Raw genomic sequence first — 25034 nt, 5'->3', positions numbered from 1 at the left:
TGCGACCGTCGCCAGCTATACGCATTTACCTATGATTGAGGAGGTGCAAGGCAAGGCCGGCAACGTTCGGAGATCGTCGGCCGCAAGCGGGAGGAGACGCTTCACCTTCAAATCGGATCGAATATTTGGTTCTAGAACCTGAGCCTATGGTCACCACGCTTGTCCGTCCGGAGTTCAAAGCTCTCATCATCGATGTGGTTTTCGGAAGTCATCGTCGATATTTGGAAACCAAGCGGCTTGGACACCGATCCGCGGTTTTCGGCAGAGCTGCGATTCGCAGATTATCGGATGGTTCACTCTTGCTTTGGGGCGGATGCGAGCACCGACCGGATCTTCTCGGCATCGGCAGGACTCGCCGGATTGTAGACCACCATGCCAAGATCTGGACGGCCATCCACCGCGAATGCGGAATATTCAAACGACACCGGGCCGAGAATTGGGTGCCGCAAGTGCTTGATGCCCTCGCCATGGCCGTGGACATCATTATCGCGCCACATGGCCGCAAACTCGGGGCTGAGGCGGCACATTTCGTCGACCAGGGGCTTCACTTCCGCGGCCGCTCCCGCCCGCGCGGCGTCCGCGCGGAAGGCGCCGACCACGAACCTCGCCACGCTTTCCCAGTCATACTGGGCCGCGCGCACACGCGCATCGAGGAAGATGAAGCGCAGGACGTTGCGCTGCTCCGGCGGCAGCTTTCCATAGTCGGTCAGGATCACCGTCGCCGCCGTGTTCCAGGCGAGGATGTCCCAGGTGGCGGTCCGGATGAAGGCAGGGCTCGGGTTCAGCGCATCCAGCACGCGTTGCAGGCGTGGAGTGACGCCTTCGTTCTTGCGATAGCGCACGTCGGGCGTGCGCCCGAGGCCGAGCAGGAACAGATGCTCGCGCTCAACGTCAGTCAGCATCAAGGCGCGCGCGATCCGGTCCAGCACGTCGGCGGAGGGCGCGCCGCCGCGCCCCTGCTCCAGCCATGTATACCAGGTGGCGCTGATATTGGCCCGCTGCGCGACCTCCTCGCGCCGCAAGCCGGGCGTGCGCCGGCGTGCCGGGGAGAAGCCGAACGCCAGGGGATCGAGCTTCGACCGACGGTCCTTGAGATAGGAGCCGAGCAAATTGTCCTGGGCGGCGGAGATGTCCATGCTGTTAGTTTTCATACCCTGATAAGGTCACTACTTTACCAGGATATCCTGAGCGCGGACATAGGTCTCCAGTAAACAGGGAGACTATGCGCATGCGTGTTTTTGTGACGGGCGCGACGGGGTTCATCGGCTCCGCCGTCGTCAAAGAGCTCATCTCCGCCGGCCATCAGGTGCTCGGCCTCGCGCGTTCGGATGAGACCGCGGCGGCCCTGGCGACCACCGGCGCCGAGGCCCATCGAGGATCGCTGGAGGACCTGGATGGCCTGGCGCGCGGGGCGGCCCGATCGGATGGCGTGATCCATTTGGCCTTCAACCACGACTTCTCGAAGTTCGTGGCAAATTGTGAGGACGATCGGCGCGTCATCAAGGCGCTCGGATCGGCCCTCGCGGGCTCCGACCGGCCTTTGATCGTGACCTCCGGCACCGGCATGGCCAACACCGTGCCCGGCCAGCCGGCCAGGGAGGACGGGGCGGTGATCGGTTCCGACGTGATCCCGCGCGCGGCTTCGGAAGAGGCGGCGGCCGCTCTCGCCGCGTCGGGGGTCAATGTATCGGTGATGCGGCTTCCGCAGGTGCACGATACGCAAAAGCAGGGGCTCGTTTCCTATGCGATCGCCATGTTCCGGGAAAAGGGCGCGTGCGCTTATGTGGGGGATGGCAGCAACCGCTGGCCGGCGGCCCATGTTCTCGACGTTGCGCACCTCTACCGGCTGGCGATCGAAAAGGCCAAGCCGGGCGCCAAATATCATGCGGCCGCCGAAGAGGGCGTGGCCTTCCGCGACATCGTGGAGGTCATTGGCCGGCGCCTCGATCTGCCGGTCAAATCCATTCCTGCGGACGAGGTCGAAGCTTATTTCGGCTGGCTCGCAGCGTTCGTGAAGCATGACGCCCCGGCGTCAAGCGCCCAGACGCGGGAACAGCTCGGATGGAACCCGACCGGCCCCACCTTGCTCGCCGATCTCGAACAGTTGCCCGTTTCGACCGCCTGAACCTCACGGATCACCGCACGGGCCGCCGTCCGTCGCGCCGCCGCGCCGCCGCGCCCGGCGGCCCATATGCCGATTTGCTCGGAGCGCAAACGCCTTTAGTTGAATTCGCGGGACTGGCGCCTTATGCGTGGACGCCATGGACACCCGAGCTGCCGTCGAAAACCCCTTGAACGCCCTATCCGCACACCGGCCGCCTTCAGGCAAGGCAGTGCCGTTCCTGCCGATGAGCCGCGCCGAAATGGCGGCGCTCGGCTGGGACGCCTGCGATATCGTGCTGATCACGGGCGACGCTTATGTGGACCATCCGAGCTTCGGCATGGCGATCATCGGCCGGCTGCTCGAAGCTCAGGGGTTCCGCGTCGGCATCATCGCGCAGCCCGATTGGCAGTCAGCGGAGCCGTTCAAAGCGCTGGGCAAGCCGACTCTGTTTTTTGGGGTCACCGGCGGCAATCTGGACTCGATGGTCAACCGCTACACCTCGGACCGCCGGCTGCGCCATGACGATGCCTATACGGCGGGCGGCGAGGGCGGCAAGCGGCCGGATCGCTGCACCATCGTCTATACCCAGCGCTGCCGCGAGGCGTTCAAGGATGTGCCGATCGTGCTCGGCGGCATCGAGGCGTCCCTGCGCCGTATCGCCCATTATGATTATTGGTCCGACAAGGTGCGCCGCTCGATCCTGGCGGACGCGAAGGCGGACCTGCTGATCTACGGCAATGCGGAGCGAGCCGTCGTCGAGGTGGCGAACCGCCTCGCAGCCGGAGAGGCGCCGCGCGATCTTGAGTCGATCCGCGGCGTCGCGCTGTTTCGCAAAGTACCCGAGCATTACGCGGAGCTTCACGCCGACGATCTCGACTCCGCCGACGAGGCGGCGGCGCGCCATTCGGGCGACACCGTGATCCGGCTGCCGTCCTACGAGCAGGTGGAGCAGGACAAGGAAGCCTATGCCCGCGCTTCGCGCGTGCTGCACCGGGAGGCCAATCCCGGCAATGCGCGCCCGCTCGTCCAGCGCCACGGCGACCGCGACTTGTGGCTGAACCCGCCGCCCATCCCGCTGACCTCCGACGAGATGGATGCGGTCTACGATCTCCCCTACGCACGCGCGCCGCATCCCTCCTACGGGGAGGCGAAAATCCCCGCCTGGGACATGATCAAGTTCTCAGTGACCGTCATGCGCGGCTGCTTTGGCGGCTGCACCTTCTGCTCCATCACCGAACATGAAGGCCGCATCATTCAGAACCGCTCGGAAGGCTCGATCCTGCGCGAGATTGAGCTCATCCGGGACAAGACTCCGGGCTTCACGGGCGTGATCTCGGACATCGGCGGGCCCACCGCCAACATGTACAGGATGGCGTGCAAGGATCCCAAGATCGAGGCGGCCTGCCGGCTGCCGTCCTGCATCTTCCCAGACATCTGCCCGAACCTGAACACCTCGCACGACGACCTGATCCGCCTCTATCGCAAGGTGCGCGAGGTGAAGGGCGTCAAGAAGGTGATGGTCGCCTCCGGTGTGCGCTACGACCTCGCCGTGACGAGCCCGGAATACGTCAAGGAGCTGGTGACCCATCACGTGGGCGGCTATCTGAAGATCGCGCCCGAACACACCGAGCGCGGGCCACTCGACAAGATGATGAAGCCGGGGATCGGCACCTACGATCGCTTCAAGGAGATGTTCGAGGCCGCGGCGAAGCAGGCCGGCAAGAAATACTATCTTATTCCGTATTTCATTGCCGCCCATCCGGGCACGACCGACGAGGACATGATGAACCTCGCGCTTTGGCTGAAGAAGAACCGCTATCGCGCCGATCAGGTCCAGACATTTTTGCCCTCGCCGATGGCCACGGCCACGGCCATGTACCATACCGGCGTCAATACGCTGCGGGGCGTGCGGCGCGGGGCGAGCGAGAAGGTCGAGGCGATCAAGGGCGGTCGGCAGCGGCGGCTGCACAAGGCGTTCCTGCGCTACCACGATCCCGACAATTGGCCGCTGCTGCGCGAAGCGCTGAAGGAGATGGGCCGCGCCGATCTCATCGGTTCGCGCCCCGAGCAGCTGGTGCCCGCCTTCCAGCCGCCCGGAACCGGCAAGGCCGCCGGCACGAAACGACCCACGAGCCGTCCGGTCGGGGCGCAGCGCTTCACCACGAAGGGCGTCCCCATAAGAAAGTGACGTGTCCCAGCGCTGGCAGCGCCCGCGCTCAGGCAACGGATGGCATCTGATCGCGCTGCATGACGGCGGCGAAGAAGCCGTCGGTATCGTCGCGCGCGGGCGTCAGCGCCAGATGGTCGGGATGCGCCGATACGCTCAATTGCGGCGCCGCCTCCCGCAACGGCACCACCCGAAAGGCCGGATGCGCCGCGAGGAACGCGGTCACCTGCTCTTCGTTCTCTTGCGGCAACATGGAGCAGGTGGCGTAGACAAGCCGCCCGCCCGGCTTCACCAGCCGCGCCGCGCTGGCGAGAATCTCGGCTTGTAGTGGCAGGAGATTGTCCAGTCCGGGCCCCAACGCGCGCCAGCGCGCATCGGGATTGCGCCGCCACGTCCCGGTGCCGCTGCACGGCGCGTCGACCAGCACGCGATCATAAGCGCCCTTGTGGCGCTTCACCCAGCGATCCCGCTCACTCTCCAGGAGCCGGGTCTCGATGTTGTGCAATCCCGCACGGCGGAAACGCTCCGCGCTGCGCTTCAGGCGGCTCGCCGAGACGTCGCAGGCCACGACATGGCCCTTGTTTGCCATCTGTGCGGCGATGGCCAGCGTCTTGCCTCCGGCGCCGGCGCAGAAATCGACGACGCGTTCGCCCGCACGTGCGTCGACCAGCATGGCGACAAGCTGCGACCCTTCATCCTGAATCTCGACCTCGCCGGTTTTCAACATCGGCAGGCCGGACAGCGAGGGGCGCTCCTTCAAGCGAATGCCATAAGGCGCCAAACGAGACGCCTCCGCGCGCAGGCCGAGATCCCGCAGCCCACGCAGCACGTCCTCTCGCGTGGATTTCAGCGGATTAACCCGCAGATCGAGCGGGGCTGGCGCCAGAAGCGCCGCCATCTCCGGCCCGAATGCGCTCTCGAACCGGCGCCGCAGAGGCTCGAGCGCCCAGGACGGGCATTCAAGACGCACCTCGTCCGGCATAGCGGGATGGTCGATCGTGCAGCCCTGTAATTTCACCAGCAATCCGCGCTCGTGATCGCTGAGCAAGGCAGGTGAGAATTTTCCGCCGTTGAACAGGGCCTGGATCTGATCCCGCGTCTTGCCAGCATGGAGCACGAGCCAAGCGAGCAACCGGTTGCGCGATGTGTGTTCGCGCCCGTGCTTTGTCAGCCACCAGCCCAATCGGGCGTGATGGCGCAGCAACGCATAAAGCAAATCCGAGATGGGGCCGCGATCTTCCGCGTCGATATAGCGACGGGCGCGAAACCACGCCGACACGACGGCGTCGGCGGGGCGCGCGACGCTGTCGACTTCCTGCATCAGCTCAAGGGTCGCTTGTAGTCGGGCGGCGGGAGTCACTGCGAGAGATCAGGCTAGAAAAACGGCGGCACCATAATTCAGCGCCGTGCCATTGGCCATTGATTCGCGTGCTCCGCTGTCTGAGGCTTGCAACCCCGCGGCCACGCACCGCAAACCTGCAGCACGCGATGTGGCTCGGCGCCGGCGAAACCGCTGAGGGAGACCGGCGGCCGGTTGTCCCGGTGGTTCTCCGTGCCCATGTATCTACGCACCGTGGGACGACCACACCAACTAGGTCCAGTCATGGCGATTGCATTCGAGAGCACGTTCAGTTCGCTTCCAGAAAGCCTCTTTTCGCCCGTGCGTCCCAGCGCCGTCCGCGAGCCGGTTCTAATCCGGCTGAACGACGATCTGGCCGCAGAACTGGGCCTCAACGCACAATGGCTCCGTGGCGCGGAAGGGCTCGCGGCCCTCTCCGGAAACGCGGTTCCGCACGCGTCCACCCCAATCGCGCTCGCCTATTCCGGGCATCAGTTCGGCACCTTCGTTCCCCGGCTCGGAGACGGGCGCGCCATCCTTCTGGGAGAGGTGGTGGACCGAAGCGGCCGCCGGCGCGACATCCAGCTGAAGGGTGCCGGCCGAACGCCCTATTCCCGACGGGGCGACGGGCGTGCGGCCCTCGGCCCGGTGCTGCGGGAATACATCGTCAGCGAAGCGATGGCGGCGCTCGGTGTTCCCACCACGCGCGCCTTGGCTGCCGTTGCCACCGGCGACCGGGTCCAGCGCGAGATCGGGCTTCCCGGGGCGGTTCTTACCCGCGTCGCCTCAAGCCACATCAGGGTCGGGACGTTTCAATATGCCGCTACGCAAGGTGATATCGCGGCCCTGCGAAGCCTCGCGGACTATGTCATCGCGCGGCATTATCCGCAGGCCGGGACGGCGCAAAACCCCTACCTCGCCCTGCTCGATCATGTCGTGCGGGCACAGGCCAGCCTCATCGCGCACTGGATGTCGCTCGGCTTCATCCACGGGGTGATGAACACCGACAACATGGCGGTCTCGGGCGAGACCATTGACTATGGGCCCTGTGCCTTCCTGGACGCCTACGACCCCGCCAAGGTGTTCAGTTCGATCGACGAATTCGGCCGATATGCCTTCGGCAACCAGCCCCGCATCGCGGTCTGGAACCTGGCGCGGCTGGCCGAGGCCCTGCTGCCCCTCATCGGCACGGACATGGACGAAGCGGTTGCGTGTGCCCAAGAGGTGCTCGCAGGATTCGCAATCCAATATGAGGATGCCCACCTGCGCCACATGCGGGCGAAGCTCGGGCTCAGCACCGCCATGCCCGAGGACGCCAAGCTGGTTGAGGAGCTCCTGCTGACGATGCACGATGGGCAGGCAGACTTCACCCTCACCTTTCGGGCCCTCTCGCGACCCTCGGTCAATGAAAGCGCTCCGGCCGAGCTGACGAAGCTCTTCTCCGATCCGAAGCGATTCAATGGCTGGTACGAGCGATACCAGGACCGGCTGCGGCGGGAGCCTGTCTCCCCGGAAGAAAGGGAGCAAGTGATGATGAGGGTCAATCCACGCCTGATCCCGCGCAACCATCGGATCGAATCCGTCATCGGCGCGGCCGTGACTGATGGTGACTATGCGCCGTTTCATGAAATGGTCACGGCGCTTGCCACGCCTTATGCGGAGAAGCCCGAAGACGACCTGTTCGCGGCGCCACCCGCGCCCGGCGAGGAGGTCCTGCGGACGTTCTGCGGTACGTGAGGCGGGTCTCGCGCGCCAGCCGGATGCTCGCGCGCGAGATGCCACAATGCGACCGCCCGGGGAACACGCGACCTTTGCTCAAGAGCGCGCATTTCTCATGCGACAGGGGATGGTGAAGCCCCCTGTTCAAGAGGTTTGCCCGTGGTCAAAGGCCGGCGTAGAGCCGGCCATAACCGGGCCGGGGCTCGTGAATTCCGGCGATGCGCAGCGCGTTCCACATCATGCAGCCCGCCGCCGAAAGCACCGGCTTGCCGATGTCGTTCTCCAATTGCTGCAAAGCGGCGAGCGTCGGCATTCCGACGCCACTGAGGAAGACCGCGTCGACCCCTTCCACATAGGCCTGCCGGCCCGCCATATAGGCGCGCTCCGGGGTTTCCTCATAGATGTTGCGGACGCCTTCGAGGCGGGCATAGCGCGGAACTTCTACGCCATGGGCCTCAAAATGGGCCTTACCCTCCAGCGTGACGTCCTCGCCATAGGGCGTCGCATAGCCAATGCGGCGGATGCCCAAATGCTCGAACGCTGCGAGCGCGCTGCCGAAGGCGGTGATGAACCGGGTCCCGGTCTCGGTCTCCACCTGCTTCACCAGCTCGGCCTCCCGTGCTTTGCCGATGGTATAGCTTGTGGCGGTGTGCGCCATCACGATGACGTTCGGGCTCAGCATGGCCAGCAGCTTGGAGGCCGCCGGCACACTCGCGACCTGGCTGAGGTTGCGTTCCGTCTGGCCGCTATGGGTTCCGGCCGGCCCGGACGCGTCCATCCGTGTGAAATGGACCGAGACCCCCTTGGGGGCGAGCTCGGTCATTTCCGGTTCGACCGTGGGATTGCCAGGCGGGACCAAGAAGCCAATACGGGCTCTCCAACCAATCATTGCGCTGCCTCCGAAACGATCGCTGCGCCGCCCGGCTCCCGATTGGCACGCAGCAACTGCGCCAGGGTGCCGATGTTTTCCAGCGTATCGAGCTTGTGCACCATCTCCAGGATCCGTTCGCCACGGGTGCCGAGCAGGGTGCCGGTGATGCGGGTGAATTTACCCGCAATCTTTTGCCGCGTGGGATGGAGGGTCTCCCCTTCCCCTCCCCTGGCCGATACGACCTTGCCAAGAGCAGTGCGGATTTCGACATCGACGATGTCGGCGCGCACCGGATCCAGCACGAGATCGATCTTGTCCGCGAGCGCAAGAACGTCCGCGTCGGTGTAGTTCGAATAGTATTCGTATTCGTCGATCGGCCGTCCCAGCAGGGCGGCGGCGATGCAGAAGCGGGCGGACACGCGCGCGTTGAGGGCGCTCGCGAAAGGCGCCACATTGGTGAAGCCCGGATTGGTGTAGGTGAGGTCGGACACCGTGACCGTCACCTTCTCGATCTCGGCGACCGCACGGCCCAATTGCTCGGCGAGGCCGCGCGCCAGGGTAACCGGCGTCTGCACGAAGATGCAGACGGGGTATTCCTTGTAGATGGTATCGGCGATCAGGAAGTGTTCGCCGAGCCCGTGCACCGTGCGCTCCGCATACTCGGCGGTATTGGCGACGGCTTTGTAGAAGCCGGCCTCGCCCTCGAATTCCAGCGGCGAGGCGGTGGCGCCGGCGCGTGCCATCAAGGCCGCCGTCGCGCCGTTGCGGGACGCCATGCCGACATTGAGCTTCACATCCATCGTGCCGGTGAGAAAGCCGGCGCCGATGCCGGCGGCGAACACAGCGGAGCAGCCGAGCGCGTCGGCGGTCTGCTCGGCATCGAGGCGCAGCAGCTTGGCCGCCGCAGCGGCGGCGCCGATGCAACCGGCAACGCCCGTGGCGCGAAAACGCGGCAACATACCCGGTCCGCCGAGATAGGCGCGAGCGACAACGTCATAGCCGATGACCAAGGCGGTCAGGAAGTCGCGGCCGCTCGCACCCTCCGCTTCGCCGACCGCCAGCGCGGCCGGAACCACCACCGCGCCGGGATGGGACTTGGCGAGGAAGTCGTCCTGCGTGCGGCCGTTGATCAGCGTGGCGTTCACCAGGGCAGCATCCACGATGGGATATCCGCCTGCGGCCCCGATGATGGTGGCCGGGCCCTGATTGCCCAGAGCGATTGCCATGGCGACGTTCGGCACAGGCAGACCGTGGGCGGCAATTCCGGTGGACAGGCTGTCCAGAAGCCGGTCCTTGGCCTGTTCGACCACATCGGCCGGCAGGTCTTCAAACCTCAAGCCGTGTGTGAACGCGGCCAGTCTTTGGCTCACCGTGAGTGGCCTCAAAGTGCTCATACGAACCTCCGTGGTGGAGAAATGCGGGCCCGCCAGCTAGGCGGGCCCGCGGAGAGATCAGCGCGCCGCCCGCAGGGAATCGGCGCCGACGGCTTTGCGGCCACGCCGGTAGAGATAAAGGGTCGCGAGCATGCCGCAGAGGCCGCCCACACCCATCCAGATTCCGGGGGCGCCACGATCGCCGGTGGCGGCGATAAGCCAGGTGACGATGGCCGGCGTGAAGCCGCCGAAGGTTGCGACGCTGAGGCTGAAGGCGAGCGACCATGCGGTCGTGCGCACTTCGAGCGGCATCACCTCGGTGAGGCCCGCGTACATGCCGGCGGTGTAGCCGCAATAAGCGAAATTCAGCCAGAGCAGGACGATCAACATGCGCGGGAAGCTCGGCGCCTCCACCAGCCAGTGCAGCACCGGATAGGCGGTGAGGATCATCAGCGCGGAGAAGGTGAGAAGAAGGCGCTTGCGGCCGATGCGGTCCGACAGCGCGCCCATCACCGGGAACATCACGGCGTTGAAGATGGCGCTCAGCAGTGACACCATGAGGCTGTCAAGGATGCTGAGATGAAGCACCGTCTTGCCGAAGGTGGGCGTGTAGATGCTCAGCAGATAGAAGGACACGCTTGTGCCGGTCACCAGCAGCATGCCGGCGATCACCACCTGGAAGTTCCGCGCAACGGAGCGGAAGATTTCCCCATTGGTCGGGCGGCGCTTGCGGGCCAGGAACGTGTCAGTCTCCACGAGCGAACGTCGCAAGACGAACAGCAAAGGCACGATCATGGAGCCGATCACGAACGGGACGCGCCAGCCCCAATCGTCGATCTGCTGCGCAGAAAGGATCGCATTGATCACATAGCCGATAATGGCGGCGAGGATGATCCCGACCTGTTGGCCCACCGCCTGCCAGGAGACATAGAAGCCTTCGCGGCCTGGGGGAGCGATCTCGGTGAGATAGACCGCGACATTGCCCAGCTCCGCTCCGGCGGAGAGCCCTTGTACCAGGCGACCGATCAGAACGAGACACGGCGCGAGCGCGCCGATGGTGGCATAGTTCGGGGTGAAGGCGATGAGCACCGTGCCGAGCGCCATCATGCCAAGCGTGATCAAAAGGCCCTTACGCCGTCCGACACGGTCGACATAGGCGCCCAGTACAATCGCGCCGACAGGCCGCATCAGGAACCCCGCGCCGAACGTCATAAACGTCAGCATGAGTTGGGCATATTCGCTGTAGGACGGAAAGAACGCCCGGCTGATGCTGGTGGCGTAGAAGCCGAACAGGATGAAATCGAACATCTCCAGGAAATGTCCGCTGGTGATACGCAGAACGGCCATCGGCCCCGCCTTCTGCTTTTCGGCCGCCTTGGGCACCGAGATTGGTGCGACGATGTCGGTCATCTGATGTCTCCTGCCGCGCGGCGCATGCCGGATGCTGCTACGTAGGGTTGGCGGTGCCGGCCATCGGCCGTGGAATTGATGTCTGCAATGAAGCTTGCGGTGGCTGCGGCGCAGGCGTCCGGGTGGGTCGCCGCGATGTGGTAGGAATCTGCTTCCACGAACCCCAGCCGGGAGTTGGGGATGCGCTCCTGAAGTCGCCGCACGTCGGTGATCGCCGGGCGCTGGTCGTATCCACTTCGCGCGGGATCTCCACCCGCGGAAACCAGAAACAGGGTCGGGCACGCAATCCGTTCGGGATTGGGCGGGCCGTCGAGACCCGGCAACAGGCGCAGACAGGCAATCACCGACTCCGGCTCAGCCTCGGCCATGAGGCCGACCCACCAATCCAGGGCGGCCGGCGAAAGCGAAGGCCCCATGCGCCCGGGCATGGTCATTCGCGCCCAGCCTTCGACTCCGTTGCGCTCGACCTCGGCGACCCATTCCTCGACCCAGGGCCCGAGCGACCTGCTGGCCGAAGCCAGCATGCCCGCGAGGGTCAGCGACGCCAGCCAGGGCGGCTGGCGCTGCGCCAGTTCGCACGCGACGAGGGCGCCGAGCTTGGTGGCCACAAGGTGCACGCGGGCCGCGCCGAGGCTTTCGACAAGACGCTCGATATCGTCCGCCCAATCCGAAAGCGAGAACACTCGCCTCCTCGGCAAATGCGAGGAGCTTCCGAAACCGCGCAGGTCCGGCCGGACGACACGGTGGTTCCGCGCCAGATGCGGCACCCAGGGACGCCAAATGACGGCCTCCTCCGCGATGCCATGCAGCATCACTACAGTGTCCGGCTCTGTCCAAGGATCGGAAAAATCGTCCGCGCAATAAGACAGCTGGGCATCGGGCGCGATACCCAAGCTAAACTTGCGCTCAGCTGGCGAGATCATTGCCCGACCTCGGGCACGCGCTCTACCTTAGATTGCATCCGAGGTCCGAGCAGAAAATCACAATTCTCATCTCGAAATGGACGTGCGCCATCTCTCGCCTGAAGCGAGTTTTGGTGCCCCGACATGATCCTCTCCTATTTAAATTATTGTTATTTGTTTTGTTTTTGACTCATCCCCCGGAGCAGCTCTCGAAGATGCCTTCGCAACGGAGGGCGTTTGCTTCCCGCCACTTCCCCAGTTCGTCGGATGGCCTGATAAGGACATCAGATCAAACCCTTGACAATCATCCGTCATACAAACCATCTTTTCGCCAAATGAAAAGATCGAGGCCATGGATACACTTGCCCATATGCAACTCTTCCTCCGGGTGGTGCAGGGCGGCAGCTTGTCAGCGGCGGGGCGGCAGATTGGCGTTTCGCCGGCCTCTGTGTTTCGTGGCATCAATGCGCTGGAAGACAGCCTCGGCGTGCGGCTCCTCAACAGGACCAGCCGAAAGCTGACGCTCACCGAGGCCGGACAGCTTTATCTGGCGCGGATCGAACCGATCTTAAGCGAAATCGAGGGATTGAACGCCGAGATCGGCCAATTGCAGGTGACCCCGCGCGGCACCTTGCGCGTCCACGCCCGCATGTCGTTCGGCAACCGGCAGCTCGCGCCGCGCCTCCCGGACTTCCTCTCCCAGCATCCGGGCTTGTGCGTCGACCTGCGCTTGTCCGACCGGCCGCTGGATCTGGTGGACGAGAATATCGACGTGGCCCTGCGCGTGGGCGAGGTGAACAGCCCCTCGCTGATGATCCGCAAGCTCGTCTCAAGCCGGCGCGTGGTGTGCGCAAGCCCGGCCTATCTCGCGCACAATCCTCTGCCCGAGCGGCCGGAGGATCTGACGGAGCACAATTGCCTGACATTCTATTCCGAGTTCAATCAGCCCATCTGGCGCTTCATGAAGGACGGAGAGCTGACCGAATGCCGTGTCCGGGGCAGCCTGCAATCGGACGGAGGCGATGTTCTGCGCCTGGGCGCTCTAAAGGGATTGGGCATCGCATTATTGCCCACATGGAACATCGGACCCGATCTTGAGGATGGCAGCCTCATCGCTCTGTTGCCGGGATATCAGGCGACGCCGTTCGGATTCGACGATTCCATCTACATCGTCACGCAAAAGGTCCGCCATCGCTCCTTGAAAGTGCAGCTCTTCATCGACTTTTGCCTGAAGTCGTTTCGAGATCGCCAGGATTGGAAAATCCCGGCGTGATCGCTTGCACCGCGTGCGGGCCGCCCGATGCGCCTCGGTTCAGCTGAGTTCGGGCAGCTTGTCGAGGTGCTTGTCCAAAGTGATTGGATAGTAGCGCACCCTGACGCCCGTGGCGTTGTAGATCGCATTGGCCACCGCCGCCGCGACGCCGCAAATCCCGAGTTCGCCGACGCCCTTGGCCTTCATCGGCGAGGACATGGGATCGGTCTCTTCGAGAAAGATGACCTCCTGGTGCGGAATGTCGGCATGGACCGGCACCTCATAGCCGGCGAGATCATGATTGACGAAGAAACCGTGCCGCTTGTCGATCTTCAGCTCTTCCATCAAAGCGGCTCCCACCCCCATGGTCATGGCACCGATGACCTGGCTGCGGGCCGTCTTGGGATTGAGGATGCGCCCGGCGGCACACACCGCCAGCATCCGCCGCACACGCACCTCGCCGGTCACAACGTCCACGCCGACTTCCACGAAGTGACCGCCGAATGTGGACTGCTGATACCTCTTGCTGAGGTCGCCATATTCCATCGCATCTTCAACGACGAGGCCATCCTGACCCACCGCCTCGGCGAGGGGAACGCCGCGGTTGCCCAGGCGCACATTGCCGCCGGCAAACACCGCATCCGCTGAATTGAAGCCGAGCTTCTGGGCCACAGCTTCGCGCAGCTTCACACACGCCGCATAGACGCCGGCCGTCGCGCTGTTGCCGCCCCATTGCCCACCCGACCCCGCAGATACCGGGAAGGTGGAATCTCCGAGGCGCACACGGACCTTCTCCAGAGGCATGCCCATCATCTCGGCCGCCGTCTGAGCAATGACGGTATAGCTCCCGGTGCCGATGTCGGTCATGTCGGTCTCGACCGTAAGGAAACCCGTGCTGTCGAGCCGCACGCGAGCGCCAGACTTCATCACGAGGTTATTGCGGAAGGCTGCCGCCACGCCCATGCCGACCAACCAATCGCCATCCCGTGCGCTCCCCGGATGGGGCTTCCGCGCACTCCAGCCGAACCGCTCGGCGCCCTGCCGCAGGCAATCCACGAGCCGGCGTTGAGAGAACGGCCTTTCGGGGTTCTCGGGGTCCACCTGCGTATCGTTGACGACACGAAACTCGATCGGGTCCATGCCGAGCTTTTCCGCCATCTCGTCCATGGCGATCTCAAGCGCCATCATGCCCGGCGCCTCGCCCGGTGCGCGCATGGCGTTGCCTTCCGGCAAATCGAGCTCTGCAAGGCGCAGGGCCGTCATGCGGTTCTCGCCGGCATAGAGCAGGCGAGTCTGCTGCACGGCGAGCTCGGGCCCACCCCCCGGCAGATCGCCAGACCAGCTTTCGTGACCGATCGCCGTGATCTTTCCGTCCTGCGCAGCGCCGATGCGGATGCGCTGGATCGTGGCCGGGCGATGGGTGGTGTTGTTGAACATCATCGGTCGCGACAGCGCCACCTTGACCGGCCGCCGCGCGGCGCGGGCCCCGAGAGCCGCCATGAGCGCGTCCGCCCGCAGAAAAAGCTTCCCGCCAAAGCCACCACCGATGAAGGGGGAAATAAGGCGCACGTTTTCCTTTGGAATGCCGAGCGTCTTCGCCATGTCGCCGACACCCCACGCGATCATCTGGTTGGATGTCCAGAGCGTCAGCTTGTCGCCGGACCATGCGGCGATGGTGGCGTGCGGCTCCATCATCGCATGGGCATGATCGGGCGTGCTGTAGGTCTCGTCCAGCTTAACGTGCGCGGCGGCAAATGCCGCCGCGAAATTCCCGCGCTTGCTGTCTGCCTGAGTGTCGGTGGGCGCCGTTGCGCCTTTCCGCGCGTCCGCAAGGTCGAACGCGCCGTCGGCCTTCACATAATCAACGCGGATGAGCTGCGCGGCCGAGCGCGCCTGCTCGAAGCTTTCCGCAACGACCACCGCGACAGCCTGGTGATAATGCTCGATCTCGGGACCGCCTAAGAGCTTCGCTGTGTTTTTGGTTCCCTTATCCAGCGCGCCGGCATTCTCCGCGGTGACGATCGCGATGACACCGGGCGCAGCCTTGGCCCGTGACAGGTCCATGGACGCGATGCGCCCCTTGGCGACGGCAGCGCCCAACACATAGCCATAGGCCGTGTTCTCCAGCCCTTCGTGGTGCTCATAGGCATAGGGCGCGGTGCCTGTGGTCTTCAGGGGCCCGTCGATGCGATCGACCGGATGGCCGACGATCTTGAGCTGGTCGATGGGGTTGGTGGTCGCGGGAGTATCAAATTTCATTGGATCAGCCCTTCACCTCGGCGAGCGCGCTGGCGAGCGTGCGTCGAACCAGTGGAAGCTTGAATGCGTTGTCGCTCGTGGGCTTTGCGTCTGCGAGAAGACGCTCGTGCACCGCCTTGGCGCCGCGCGGCATCTGGGCGTCGGCTGCTTCCAGGCGCCACGGCTTGTGCGCCACGCCTCCGAGGGCCACGCGGCCCGTGCCGTCCCGCTGCGCGACAACAGCGACGGAGACGAGCGCGAACGCATAAGAGGCCCGGTCGCGCACCTTTCGATAGATATGTGTTCCGCCGACAGGCTTCGGGAGTGTCACTGCGGTGATGAGCTCTCCCCCTTCCAGCACCGTCTCCTCCTGAGGCGTGTCGCCGGGAAGACGGTGGAAATCCGCGATCGCGATGCTGCGCGTCGAGCCATCCGCTTTCACGGTTTCCACGGTCGCGTCCAGCACGCGCATGGCCACCGCCATGTCGCTTGGATGGACGGCGATGCAGGCGTCGCTTGCTCCAAGCACCGCGTGCTGCCGGCTAAAACCGCCGATCGCCGCGCAACCGCTGCCGGGCTTGCGCTTGTTGCAGGGCATGTTGGTGTCGTAAAAATACGGGCAGCGTGTGCGCTGAAGCAGGTTGCCGGCCGTGGTGGCCTTATTCCGCAATTGCCCCGAAGCACCCGCCAGCAAGGCCCTGGACAGAACGCCGTAATCGCGGCGAACGCGGGCGTCCGCGGCGAGATCCGTGTTTCGGACCAAAGCGCCGATGCGCAGCCCGCCGTCGTTCGTGGGCTCGATCTTGTCGAGTGCGAGCCCGTTAACATCGATGAGATGCCCGGGTGTTTCGATTTCGAGCTTCATAAGGTCCAGCAGGTTCGTCCCGCCGGCGATGAACTTGGCGTCCGGCACACGCGACGCCGCAGCAGCGGCTTCGGCGGGAGACGCGGCCCGCTCATAAGTGAAGGACTTCATGCCTGCCTCCCGGCAACTTCGGTGATGGCATCGTGGATGTTGGAATAGGCGCCACACCGGCAGATGTTGCCGCTCATGCGCTCGCGCACCTCGGCAGCCGTGACATCGGGGGCTGAGGTCAGATCGGCGCTGACGTGGCTTGGAATGCCGGCCTTGATCTCCCCCAGCATCGCGACGGCGGAGCAGATCTGCCCGGGCGTGCAATAGCCGCACTGGTAGCCGTCGTGCTTTACAAACGCGGCCTGCATGGCGTGGAGATTATCCGGCGTCCCCAACCCCTCAATGGTGGTGACCTGGCTGCCTTCGTGCATGACGGCGAGTGTCAGACACGAATTGATGCGCCTGCCGTCCACCAGCACTGTGCAAGCGCCACATTGGCCGTGGTCGCAGCCCTTCTTTGTGCCGGTGAGATGCAGGTGTTCGCGCAGCGCATCCAATAGTGTCGTTCGATTGTCGAGTTCGAGCTGTCGCGCCACACCGTTAACATCAAAGGAAACCTTGGAATTCATTGATTTAACGCCAGTTTGCGCGATCGCTGCCGATGGCGCAGCGGAAGCGGGGATCGCCACGGAAAGCGCGGTTCCGATCAGCAATTCCCGCCGGGTGACTTCCAGGATGCATGGGGTCTGCACTGGATCACTCCCCTCATATGGACGATGGGACAGACGCCGCCGCCTGGGACGCCCGTTGTCCCCCGTTCAACGTGCGCTGCAGCAATCGGATCCCCGGCGGCACTTCACGTTTCAGTTGATGACGCGCGGCGCCCAAAAGGCCGATCTGCATCCGGGGCGGAACCGCATGGGAAACCAAGCGTTTAGGAAGGAACGGGGGCCAATGTGCATCGGATCGAAGCTAACGACGCGACCAGCGGAAGGGCTGCATGCGGGACGAACAAGAACGTCCTAGCGAGCGGCCCGCCACCATCCGCCGCGACGAGACACCCCCGGTTCATGCGGTCGGCAAGGCTTGCGGGATTGGCATGGGCGGCAGGGGCAGCGATGATTACCGGGCCGCATTTGTCCGTCGCGCAAGAAAGGCCCATAACCTCTCCCGCAGGCGTCGCCGCGCCTTTCCCGATCCCCGCGCCGCAAAAGCGCGCGACATCCCGCCCGACACCGGCCTTGCCGCCGCTTCCCCTGCCCCGCCCGAGTGATCACGGACCGGCGGGCGACGCTTCGGCCACCAGCGACACCAAGGCTACGGATCCAGGCGATGCGGCGCTTGCAACCTGCCTCACGGCGCTTGCGGCCCGCGGCGGCGAGGCCCTCCCCGTCTCTTCTGAAGAAACCCGAGAGGCGACAGGCGCGTGCGCGATTCCCGGCGCTGTGACCTTTTCACGGGTAAATGCGGCGGGCGCCCCGCTCGTGTCGCTTGACAGCTCCGTGACCATCCGGTGCACCCTTGCCCTCGAATTATCCTCTTGGATCCGCGACGACCTCGCGCCGATCGCCAAGCGCCACGGCGCGGATCTGGCTGAACTGACAGGCGTCGGTGGGTTTGCCTGCCGCCCCCGGAATGGCCAGGCCGGTGCCCAGATCAGCGAGCACGCGAGCGGCAACGCGCTCGATCTTCTCGGACTCCGCCTCACCGACGGGCGGGTGATTGAACTTTCGAGCACCGATGCCGCCACCCGGACGATCCGCGAAGACATCCGCAACAGCGCCTGCGCGCGCTTTCTCACGGTCCTCGGCCCCGGTGCCGATAGCGCCCATAAAAGCCATGTCCATCTCGACATGCGTCAGAGGCGCGGCTATTTCCGGATGTGCCAATGGGATGTGAAATAACGACCTCAGCGCGGATTAGATGGCCGTGCCATTCTCATCGAACAGATGAAGATCTTCAGGGCTGTATCCGATGGTGTGGACACAGTTGAGATTCATGGCATAGCCCGCCGGTACAAGAACACTCAGCGGACCAATAGGCGTGACGAGGTGGCAATAGCTGCGGTCGCCGAGGTTTTCTATCCCCATCAATTCGAGGCTTTCGCCCGGAAAGCTCAAGGTTACCGCGGTCTGCGCGCCGTTCAAGACCACATGCTCGGGCCTGATGCCGGCATGGGTCACGCGCCCGGAAAGACGCCGTCCGAGTTTCAACGCCGACCCGTCCTTCAGGATGAACGAACGTTCGCCGTTTTGGTCCCTGGCCTCGACGCCATCGAATATGTTCATCGCTGGCGATCCGATGAACCCGGCGACGAAACGGTTCGCCGGCTTGCGGTAGATCTCAAGCGGCGCGCCGACCTGCTGGATGATGCCGCCGCGCATGATGACGATCCGGTCGGCGAGGGTCATCGCCTCCACTTGGTCGTGGGTGACGAAGATCATCGTAGCGGAAAGCTCGCGTTGCAGCCGGCTGATCTCCAGCCGCAGGCGCACGCGCAGTTCCGCGTCGAGGTTCGACAAGGGTTCGTCGAACAGGAACACCTTGGGCTGCCGGATCATGGCCCGGCCCATGGCGACGCGCTGCCGCTGACCGCCCGAGAGGTCCTTCGGGCGGCGGTCCAGCAATTCGGAAATGTGGAGCTGCCGGGCGATCTCCTCCACCCGCCGCTTGATCTCGACAGCCCCGATCCGCTCCATGCGGAGCGGAAAGGCCAGGTTTTCGAACACCGACTTATGCGGATAGAGCGCATAATTCTGGAACACCATGGCGCAGCCGCGTTCCTTCGGGCCGAGGTCGTTCACCACCTTGCCGTCGATCCGGATCTCCCCCGAAGACACTTCCTCCAGTCCCGCCACCAGCCGAAGGAGGGTGGATTTTCCGCATCCCGACGGTCCGAGCAGCACTGTGAGCTTGCGGTCCGGGATTTCGAGGTCGAGGGAGCGAAGCACTTCAGCCGAGCCGAAGCGCTTGGCGACCGCGTTCAGTTGGATCGACGCCATGGAATGTTCCTCGCCTCTGCCGGTCAGACGATCGCGCCTTGCCGCGTCAGGCTCTCGCGCAGCGCGTCCACGTCTACATGGCGCGGCTGGGTGTTGCCCTTCACGCACATCGCCGCCGCAGTGCCCGCCGCCTGTCCCATCGCCTGGATATGGGCCTGGTTGCGGGCAGAGCCATTGGCGAAGCGCTCGGAGGACAGGCAGCGGCCGGCCACCAGCACCCCATCGAGCGCAATGGGAACAAGGCAGCCGTAGGGAATGCCATAGGATTCCCCGCCCTCCACATGCTTGTGCTCGATGATGCCCGAGGCCTGATGGACATCCAGGCAATAGGCGCCGCGCGCAATGTCGCGCTCGCTCTTCGTGCCGGCCACACACCAATCGTCGGTCAGGGTCTCCACGCCGACAATGCGGCGGCTTTCCCGCACACCGAGTGCGGAGGCGGAATCGAGCACGAACGAATTCTCGAAGCCCGGCACATATTTCTTGTAGAAATCAGCGACTTTGTAGATCTGCTCGCGTCCTTCGATGGCGGCCTTGGTCAAATCGTCGCCGTCCACCGGGTTGAGGCCAAGCATGGATGTCGAATTCAGCGTCACGACGCCCGGGATGGGGGTGATGCTGAAGACGACGCGTTGGCGGTTCGGGTGGAACTCGCCCTTCTTCTGCGCTTCCTTCACCGCGGTGTAATGGCCGGTAACGAGGGGAAAATCCTTCCACTCCTTGAGTTCCGCAGCCTTCTCGGCCTTGGTCTTGCCGATATAGGGATCTTCCGCGAGCATGAATTCCTGCGGATTTTCCTTCACATATTCAAAGTGCTTCTGCAGATCCACATTGCCGAGGCGCGAGAACAGGCTGATGGACATGGTGCGGCCCTCGCTGTCGCCTTGCAACACCGCGCCGCCGGCCTTCGCCACCACGTCTGCATCGCCGCTGCAATCGATGACGATCTTGGCGCCATATTCGATTTCGCCGCTCTTGTTGACCGCACGCACGCCGGCGACGCGTTCGCCCTCCATCAAGGGGCCCATGGTGTAGGTATTGAGTGCGAGGGTGACGCCCGCCTCCAGGCACATTTTCTGAGCCACCAGCTTCAGCGCCTCGCCGTCGATGGGCGTCACCGAATAGGCGTTGCCATAGGCGTTGGGCAGATGGCCGTCGTGCTCCTTGAAAGCACCACCCACCGCGATGCAGCCGTCGACCACTTCCTGGGCGATGCCGTCGCAGATTTTCTCACCCTTCATATTATGGAAGGTCAGGAAATTGCCCAGCAGCCCGGCCGTCACATTGCCCCCGAGAAAGGTATAGCGGTCGATCAGCAAGGTGTTCGCCTCGTTGCGCGCTGCCGCGATGGCGGCGCAAACGCCGGCCATGCCGGCACCCACAACCACCACATCGAAATCCTGGCGTATCGTCGTCATGATGACGCTCCTCCTGTTTTGAAAATCTGTCCTGGATGGAAAGAACTCAGCCCTTCACCGATCCCGAGGTGAGCCCCTCAATCAGGTATCTCTGGGCTAGGATGAGGACGGCCACGATGGGCACGAGCTGGATCGTCGCGGCGGCGAACAGCACGCCCCAATCGACCCCGGTGGCCGATCCCATAATCTCGCTCAGCACCACCGGCGCCGTCTTCGCCGCAGTGGTGGTGAAGATGAAGGCGAAGAGATATTCGTTCCACGCGAAGATGAACACGAAGACACCCGCGGCGATCATGCCTGGAATACCCAGCGGCATGGAGATGTGTCGCAAGATCCCCGCGAACGAAGCACCATCCACCGCACCCGCCTCCTCCAGTTCACGCGGGATCTGGTCGAAGGAAGCCTTCATGATCCAGGAGCCGAGACTGATGAAGAAGGTCGCGTACAGCAGGATCAGGATGAGATGCGTGTCGTTGAGCCCCACATAGTTCACCAGCGGAAACAGCGGCAAAGTAATCACGATGGGTGGCAGCAATCGCAGCACGATCATCGAAAAGGCGGACAGCGTCAGGAAGCGGCTCGAGAAACGCGAGAACACCCAGCCCGCGAGCGCCGACGCCACGACCGTCAGCAGCGTCGCGCCCAGCGTGACGATGAGGCTGTTGATCAACCCGTCGAAGAAGACCGGCCAGTCGTTCCAGAGACGCACGTAATTTTCCAGCGTCGGCTGGAAGATGAGGCGAGGAGGAACCTCGAATATGTCTCGCGCCGGCTTGAACGAGGAGGCGACCACGAGATAGAGCGGAAAGATCGACCAGGCCAGGAACCCGCCAAGCGCCACCCAGCGCCCGGCGGTGCCGAGAGACTTGAGCAGCCGTTTAGCGCGCATCGACGAACATCCTCTTGTACATGAGCCGCAGATACGGTGTCGCGATAAGAAGAGACAGGACGACCATGGCCCAGGCGGTCGCCGAGGCGAGGCCGAAATCGTCGTAGCTGAAGGCCGACTTGTAGAGATATACCGCGAGCACTTCGGTCTGCCGCGCAGGGCCACCACGGGTCAGCAGCCAGACTTCCACAAAGATGCGGAACGCGAAGATGTAGCGGAACAGCAGCGCGATGAGCACCGCGGGGAGCAACAGCGGGAAGGTCACATTTGTGAAGCGGCGCCAGGCGTTGGCACCGTCCACCCGCGCCGCCTCGTACAATTCCCCCGGCAAGCTCAGTCGCGCGGTATAGACGATCAGGAAGGTGAACGGAACGTGGTGCCAAACGCTAAGCAGGATCACCAGAGCGAGCGCCTGGTTGGGCTGCGTGGTCCAGGCGATTTCCGGCAGGCCGAGGCTGGTGAGCGCCCGCGACGCCATGCCGACGCCGGGGTCGAACATGAACTTCACCATCAGCACGCCCACCACCTCGCTCACCGCGTAAGGCAGTAAAAGCAACGTTATGATCGTGCGCCGGAAATGGCGCGTGGACATGAGCAGAACGGTGAGGCCGAGCGCCAGCGCCAGCTCGATATAAACCACGGCATTGACGACGATGAATGTGTTCCAGGATGCCCGCCAGAAATACGGGTCACTCAACAGCGTCACGTAATTCGCAAGGCCCACGAAGCTCGGCGCGGTGCCGTAGCTGGACGCCGAGAAGCTCAACACAAGGACATAGATCGCCGGAATAACGATGAAGACGCCCGTGAGCACATTGGCCGGCGATGTCAGAAGAAAAGGAATGGCACTGAGCCGGCGCATGCGAGCCTCTCACGAACTTTGAACGATCCCCCCGTACATTTCGCGCACAGAGGTCGAAACTGAAGGCGTGGAGATCCGCGCGGCTTCGGCTTTACCGACCGCAGGTCATCCCCTCGCACCGCCCTTTCCTCGATCAAGGAAAGGGAGGGCCGCTCATTTGGGCAGAAGCGGCTGAATGCGTCGCTTGAGCTGGTCAGCGGCAGCCTGGGGCTCGACCAGCCCGAGCATCACCGCCTCGAATGTCTCTTTCCAGATGTCGGCAGCCTTCGTCGCATTGTCGAAGGTCGGAATGGGCAAGGATCCCGAGAGGAATGCTTTGCGCTCGTCATCGGCATAAGGCATGGCCTTGCGCACCCGGGGGTCGTCATATGTTGCGGCGCGGATCGGCCCGTTGCCGTTCAATGCTTCACGAATGGTACTGTCCGGAGACGAAAGCTGTTTGATGAAGCTCCAGGACAGTTCCTTGTTCTTGCTATTCTTCGGAATACCCATGGCCCAGAATTCATACTGGCCCGGAGCCGTTGCGAGACCGCTGTCCTTGGCCGGCGGCACCGCAATGGTGGTGATGCGGCCGGGATATTTGGACATGCTGGGATTGTTCATCTGGGCATTGCGTGCGGTGGGATAAATCACCATCGCTGCCCGGCCCTGCAGCATCCATTCCAGCGGCGTGTTCTGGTCGAAGGTGGGGGTCGCCTCCGGCAGCACCCCATCCTTGAACAAAGTGCGAATGGTGGCGAAATAGGCCGCGAGCTTCGCGGTATCGCCGAACTTCAGGTCCGGCGTGATGAATTCGCCGCCCATGGCCCGCAACAAGGTGAGCTGGTGCGAATAGGCGCCGAGCACGAGGCCATAGACCTTCGTGCCGTCCGGCCGCGTGAAGGTGAGCTTGCGCGCGTCGTCCAGCACCTCTTCGATGGTTCTCGGCGGGCCGGAGACGCCGCGCTCCTCGAAGAGGGCTTCGTTATAGTTCAGCCCCTGGGTCGCCTGCCGATAGGGGATCGCATAAATCTTTCCGTCGAAGGTCAGCGCCGCGACCGGACCCTTGACCACATCGTCCCAATTCTCGATCGGATCCTTGGCGAGATAATCGTTCAATGGCTCGAATAGCTTGGTGATCTGGGGCGTGGCCTGGGTGTTCAGAATGAAGCCCACGTTGACCGAAGTCGTGCCGAGGCTCAGCTCGCGAAACAGCCGCTCGCGCAGCGGGTCGGTGCCGAGGGTGATCCAATCGACGCCGGCGTCCTTCGCCGTCTTCCATTGCGCGGTGACATCGCCGCCGGGCCCGACGGTGGCGGAATCCTGATGCACCTTGTGGCCCATGACCACGAGGGTATCCTTGGCGAAAGCGGGAGCATGAAGTCCCGTTGCCAGCAGAGCGCAGACCGCGCCGGCACGAAGGCCGCGCGCCGCGTAGAACGCAGCAGACGCCACCGTTTCCTCCCAGTTTATTGGCCGGGCGTTTGATTGGCGTTTCGCCCGTGCCCCGCAATCATATCGCTGTTTTGAAATTTTCAAACATTTTTTTGAGCGATCTCCAAAACGGATCAAAGGCACATGTCTTCGTTTAAAACTCTTGTGAACGTGCCATTTTATCGTCGCCCTCGCCGCGCTTGCGTTTTTCAGAATGCCTTTGCGTCATCCACTTTCTGCGCATCTCGCAAAAATATGTAGTTCAGCTACAATTTGGAGAACACGGCCCCGGCGTGTATCAGTTGCGGTCGCAGGAGGGTGGGATGACGGCACGGGTGAATTTGCTTCGGCGTATCGACGAGGTGCGCCCGCAATTGCGCAAATCGGAAAAGAAGGTCGCGGATCTCATTCTCGCGGCGCCGAGCCCGGTCATCCACATGAGCATCGCCTCCCTCTCCGCCGAGGTGGACGTGAGCGAGCCGACGATCCTGCGCTTCTGCCGCGCCATCGGCTGCGATGGGTTTCCGGATTTCAAGCTGAAGCTGGCGCAAAGCCTGGTCTCTGGCACACCCTATGTGCATGCCGACATCGAGGCCGGCGACGACATGCTCGGCATCACCTCAAAGGTATTTAACGCGGCGATCAACACGCTTGGCTCGGTGCGCGAGCGCATCAATTTCGCGGCGATGGAAGAGGCGGTTGCGTTGCTCAATTCCGCGAACCGCATCGACGTGTTCGCGCTCGGCCTGACCAGCGCGGTGGGCCTCGATGCGCAGCAGAAATTCCTGCGCTTCGATATCCCCGTGGTGCTCCATATGGACTCGTCGCTGCAAACTATGGCTGCGGCGACCCTGAAGAGCGGGGATGTCGCGCTGATGTTCTCCTATCACGGCCAGCAGAAGGAATTGCTGCGCACGGCCGAGGTGGCAAAAGCGAGCGGCGCGAGCATCGTATGCGTCACCCGCACCGGTTCGCGGCTTGCACGCATCGCCCATGTGGTGGTGAATATCGACACCGAGGAAGACACCTTCATCTACGCGCCTATGACGACGCGCATCGCCCACATGGCCATCGTGGACGCCCTTGCCACGGGCGTCGCCCTGCAGCGCGGGCCCGCGGCGGTGGAGCGCTTCAAGAAGATCAAGGCGACGCTGCGCCACGAGCAATGGCCGGAGGAAGCAACGGATTAGTGCTATGGCCACAGCCCCCCCGCGGCCGG

At 63.8% G+C, this 25034-nt stretch carries 20 protein-coding genes; 6 read left to right on the top strand and 14 right to left on the bottom strand.

Translation table 11 applies throughout. The features are described from left to right. Window positions 1-293 precede the first annotated feature (293 nt). Window positions 294-1136 (bottom strand): helix-turn-helix transcriptional regulator, encoded by an 843-nt coding sequence (locus V5F68_RS06265; protein ID WP_394013772.1) that lies wholly within the window; start codon window positions 1134-1136, stop codon window positions 294-296. Window positions 1137-1228: 92 nt separating this feature from the next. Between V5F68_RS06265 and V5F68_RS06260 the strand changes: the two genes are divergently transcribed. Then, entirely contained in the window at window positions 1229-2125 is an 897-nt protein-coding gene (locus tag V5F68_RS06260) for an SDR family oxidoreductase (RefSeq protein ID WP_394013771.1), read from the top strand. A 136-nt stretch (window positions 2126-2261) separates the two neighbouring features. Beyond that, window positions 2262-4292, top strand: a complete 2031-nt coding sequence (locus V5F68_RS06255) for a YgiQ family radical SAM protein (protein WP_394013770.1) — start codon at window positions 2262-2264, stop codon at window positions 4290-4292. A gap of 28 nt (window positions 4293-4320) precedes the next feature. Here V5F68_RS06255 and V5F68_RS06250 read toward each other — a convergent pair whose 3' ends face one another. Continuing rightward, window positions 4321-5592, bottom strand: a complete 1272-nt coding sequence (locus V5F68_RS06250; protein WP_394013769.1) for an RsmB/NOP family class I SAM-dependent RNA methyltransferase — start codon at window positions 5590-5592, stop codon at window positions 4321-4323. A gap of 282 nt (window positions 5593-5874) precedes the next feature. Between V5F68_RS06250 and V5F68_RS06245 the strand changes: the two genes are divergently transcribed. Continuing rightward, window positions 5875-7347: a protein adenylyltransferase SelO gene (locus V5F68_RS06245; RefSeq protein WP_394013768.1), complete on the top strand. Its 1473-nt coding sequence runs from the start codon at window positions 5875-5877 to the stop codon at window positions 7345-7347. A gap of 145 nt (window positions 7348-7492) precedes the next feature. Here V5F68_RS06245 and V5F68_RS06240 read toward each other — a convergent pair whose 3' ends face one another. The 4 genes from V5F68_RS06240 to V5F68_RS06225 all read right to left on the bottom strand — a co-directional run bounded on the left by V5F68_RS06240 (window position 7493) and on the right by V5F68_RS06225 (window position 11795). Further along, a complete protein-coding gene (locus V5F68_RS06240; protein ID WP_509274671.1) occupies window positions 7493-8152 on the bottom strand; it encodes an aspartate racemase/maleate isomerase family protein in 660 nt (219 codons plus the stop codon). A 62-nt stretch (window positions 8153-8214) separates the two neighbouring features. After that, complete coding sequence (locus V5F68_RS06235; protein WP_394013766.1) at window positions 8215-9594, bottom strand: MmgE/PrpD family protein; 1380 nt, start codon at window positions 9592-9594, stop codon at window positions 8215-8217. A 57-nt stretch (window positions 9595-9651) separates the two neighbouring features. Then, window positions 9652-10983, bottom strand: coding sequence for an MFS transporter (locus tag V5F68_RS06230; RefSeq protein ID WP_394013765.1), 1332 nt, complete (start codon window positions 10981-10983; stop codon window positions 9652-9654). Then, window positions 10980-11795 (bottom strand): alpha/beta fold hydrolase, encoded by an 816-nt coding sequence (locus tag V5F68_RS06225; protein WP_394013764.1) that lies wholly within the window; start codon window positions 11793-11795, stop codon window positions 10980-10982. Before V5F68_RS06225 ends, V5F68_RS06230 begins: the two co-directional genes overlap by 4 nt. 460 nt (window positions 11796-12255) lie before the next feature. Between V5F68_RS06225 and V5F68_RS06220 the strand changes: the two genes are divergently transcribed. Next, window positions 12256-13158, top strand: coding sequence for a LysR family transcriptional regulator (locus tag V5F68_RS06220; RefSeq protein WP_394013763.1), 903 nt, complete (start codon window positions 12256-12258; stop codon window positions 13156-13158). A gap of 39 nt (window positions 13159-13197) precedes the next feature. On the opposite strand, the gene paoC is transcribed toward V5F68_RS06220, so the two are convergent. The 3 genes from paoC to paoA are packed head-to-tail and all read right to left on the bottom strand — an operon-like array spanning window position 13198 to window position 16983. Next, entirely contained in the window at window positions 13198-15396 is a 2199-nt protein-coding gene (gene paoC / locus V5F68_RS06215) for an aldehyde oxidoreductase molybdenum-binding subunit PaoC (RefSeq protein ID WP_394013762.1), read from the bottom strand. A gap of 4 nt (window positions 15397-15400) precedes the next feature. Further along, complete coding sequence (locus tag V5F68_RS06210) at window positions 15401-16351, bottom strand: FAD binding domain-containing protein (protein ID WP_394013761.1); 951 nt, start codon at window positions 16349-16351, stop codon at window positions 15401-15403. After that, window positions 16348-16983: an aldehyde dehydrogenase iron-sulfur subunit PaoA gene (paoA, locus tag V5F68_RS06205; protein WP_394013760.1), complete on the bottom strand. Its 636-nt coding sequence runs from the start codon at window positions 16981-16983 to the stop codon at window positions 16348-16350. Before paoA ends, V5F68_RS06210 begins: the two co-directional genes overlap by 4 nt. Before the next feature lie 366 nt (window positions 16984-17349). On the opposite strand from paoA, the gene V5F68_RS06200 reads away from it, so the two are divergent. Then, window positions 17350-18135, top strand: coding sequence for an extensin-like domain-containing protein (locus tag V5F68_RS06200; RefSeq protein WP_394013759.1), 786 nt, complete (start codon window positions 17350-17352; stop codon window positions 18133-18135). A gap of 15 nt (window positions 18136-18150) precedes the next feature. Here V5F68_RS06200 and V5F68_RS06195 read toward each other — a convergent pair whose 3' ends face one another. The 5 genes from V5F68_RS06195 to V5F68_RS06175 all read right to left on the bottom strand — a co-directional run bounded on the left by V5F68_RS06195 (window position 18151) and on the right by V5F68_RS06175 (window position 23836). Continuing rightward, window positions 18151-19233: an ABC transporter ATP-binding protein gene (locus tag V5F68_RS06195; RefSeq protein WP_394013758.1), complete on the bottom strand. Its 1083-nt coding sequence runs from the start codon at window positions 19231-19233 to the stop codon at window positions 18151-18153. Between the two features lie 23 nt (window positions 19234-19256). Beyond that, window positions 19257-20651: an FAD-dependent oxidoreductase gene (locus V5F68_RS06190; protein WP_394013757.1), complete on the bottom strand. Its 1395-nt coding sequence runs from the start codon at window positions 20649-20651 to the stop codon at window positions 19257-19259. Between the two features lie 46 nt (window positions 20652-20697). After that, entirely contained in the window at window positions 20698-21540 is an 843-nt protein-coding gene (locus V5F68_RS06185; RefSeq protein WP_394013756.1) for a carbohydrate ABC transporter permease, read from the bottom strand. Then, a complete protein-coding gene (locus V5F68_RS06180) occupies window positions 21530-22402 on the bottom strand; it encodes a carbohydrate ABC transporter permease (RefSeq protein ID WP_394013755.1) in 873 nt (290 codons plus the stop codon). Before V5F68_RS06180 ends, V5F68_RS06185 begins: the two co-directional genes overlap by 11 nt. A gap of 153 nt (window positions 22403-22555) precedes the next feature. Continuing rightward, window positions 22556-23836, bottom strand: a complete 1281-nt coding sequence (locus tag V5F68_RS06175) for an ABC transporter substrate-binding protein (protein ID WP_394013754.1) — start codon at window positions 23834-23836, stop codon at window positions 22556-22558. A 302-nt stretch (window positions 23837-24138) separates the two neighbouring features. Between V5F68_RS06175 and hexR the strand changes: the two genes are divergently transcribed. Next, entirely contained in the window at window positions 24139-25005 is an 867-nt protein-coding gene (gene hexR / locus V5F68_RS06170; protein WP_394013753.1) for a transcriptional regulator HexR, read from the top strand. Window positions 25006-25034 lie beyond the last annotated feature (29 nt).

This window comes from Roseixanthobacter pseudopolyaromaticivorans (genome assembly GCF_043195145.2).
Lineage (GTDB): Bacteria > Pseudomonadota > Alphaproteobacteria > Rhizobiales > Xanthobacteraceae > NCEH01.
Note: the sequence above shows the minus strand (reverse complement) of the source record. Positions and strands in the feature narration are given on the sequence as shown.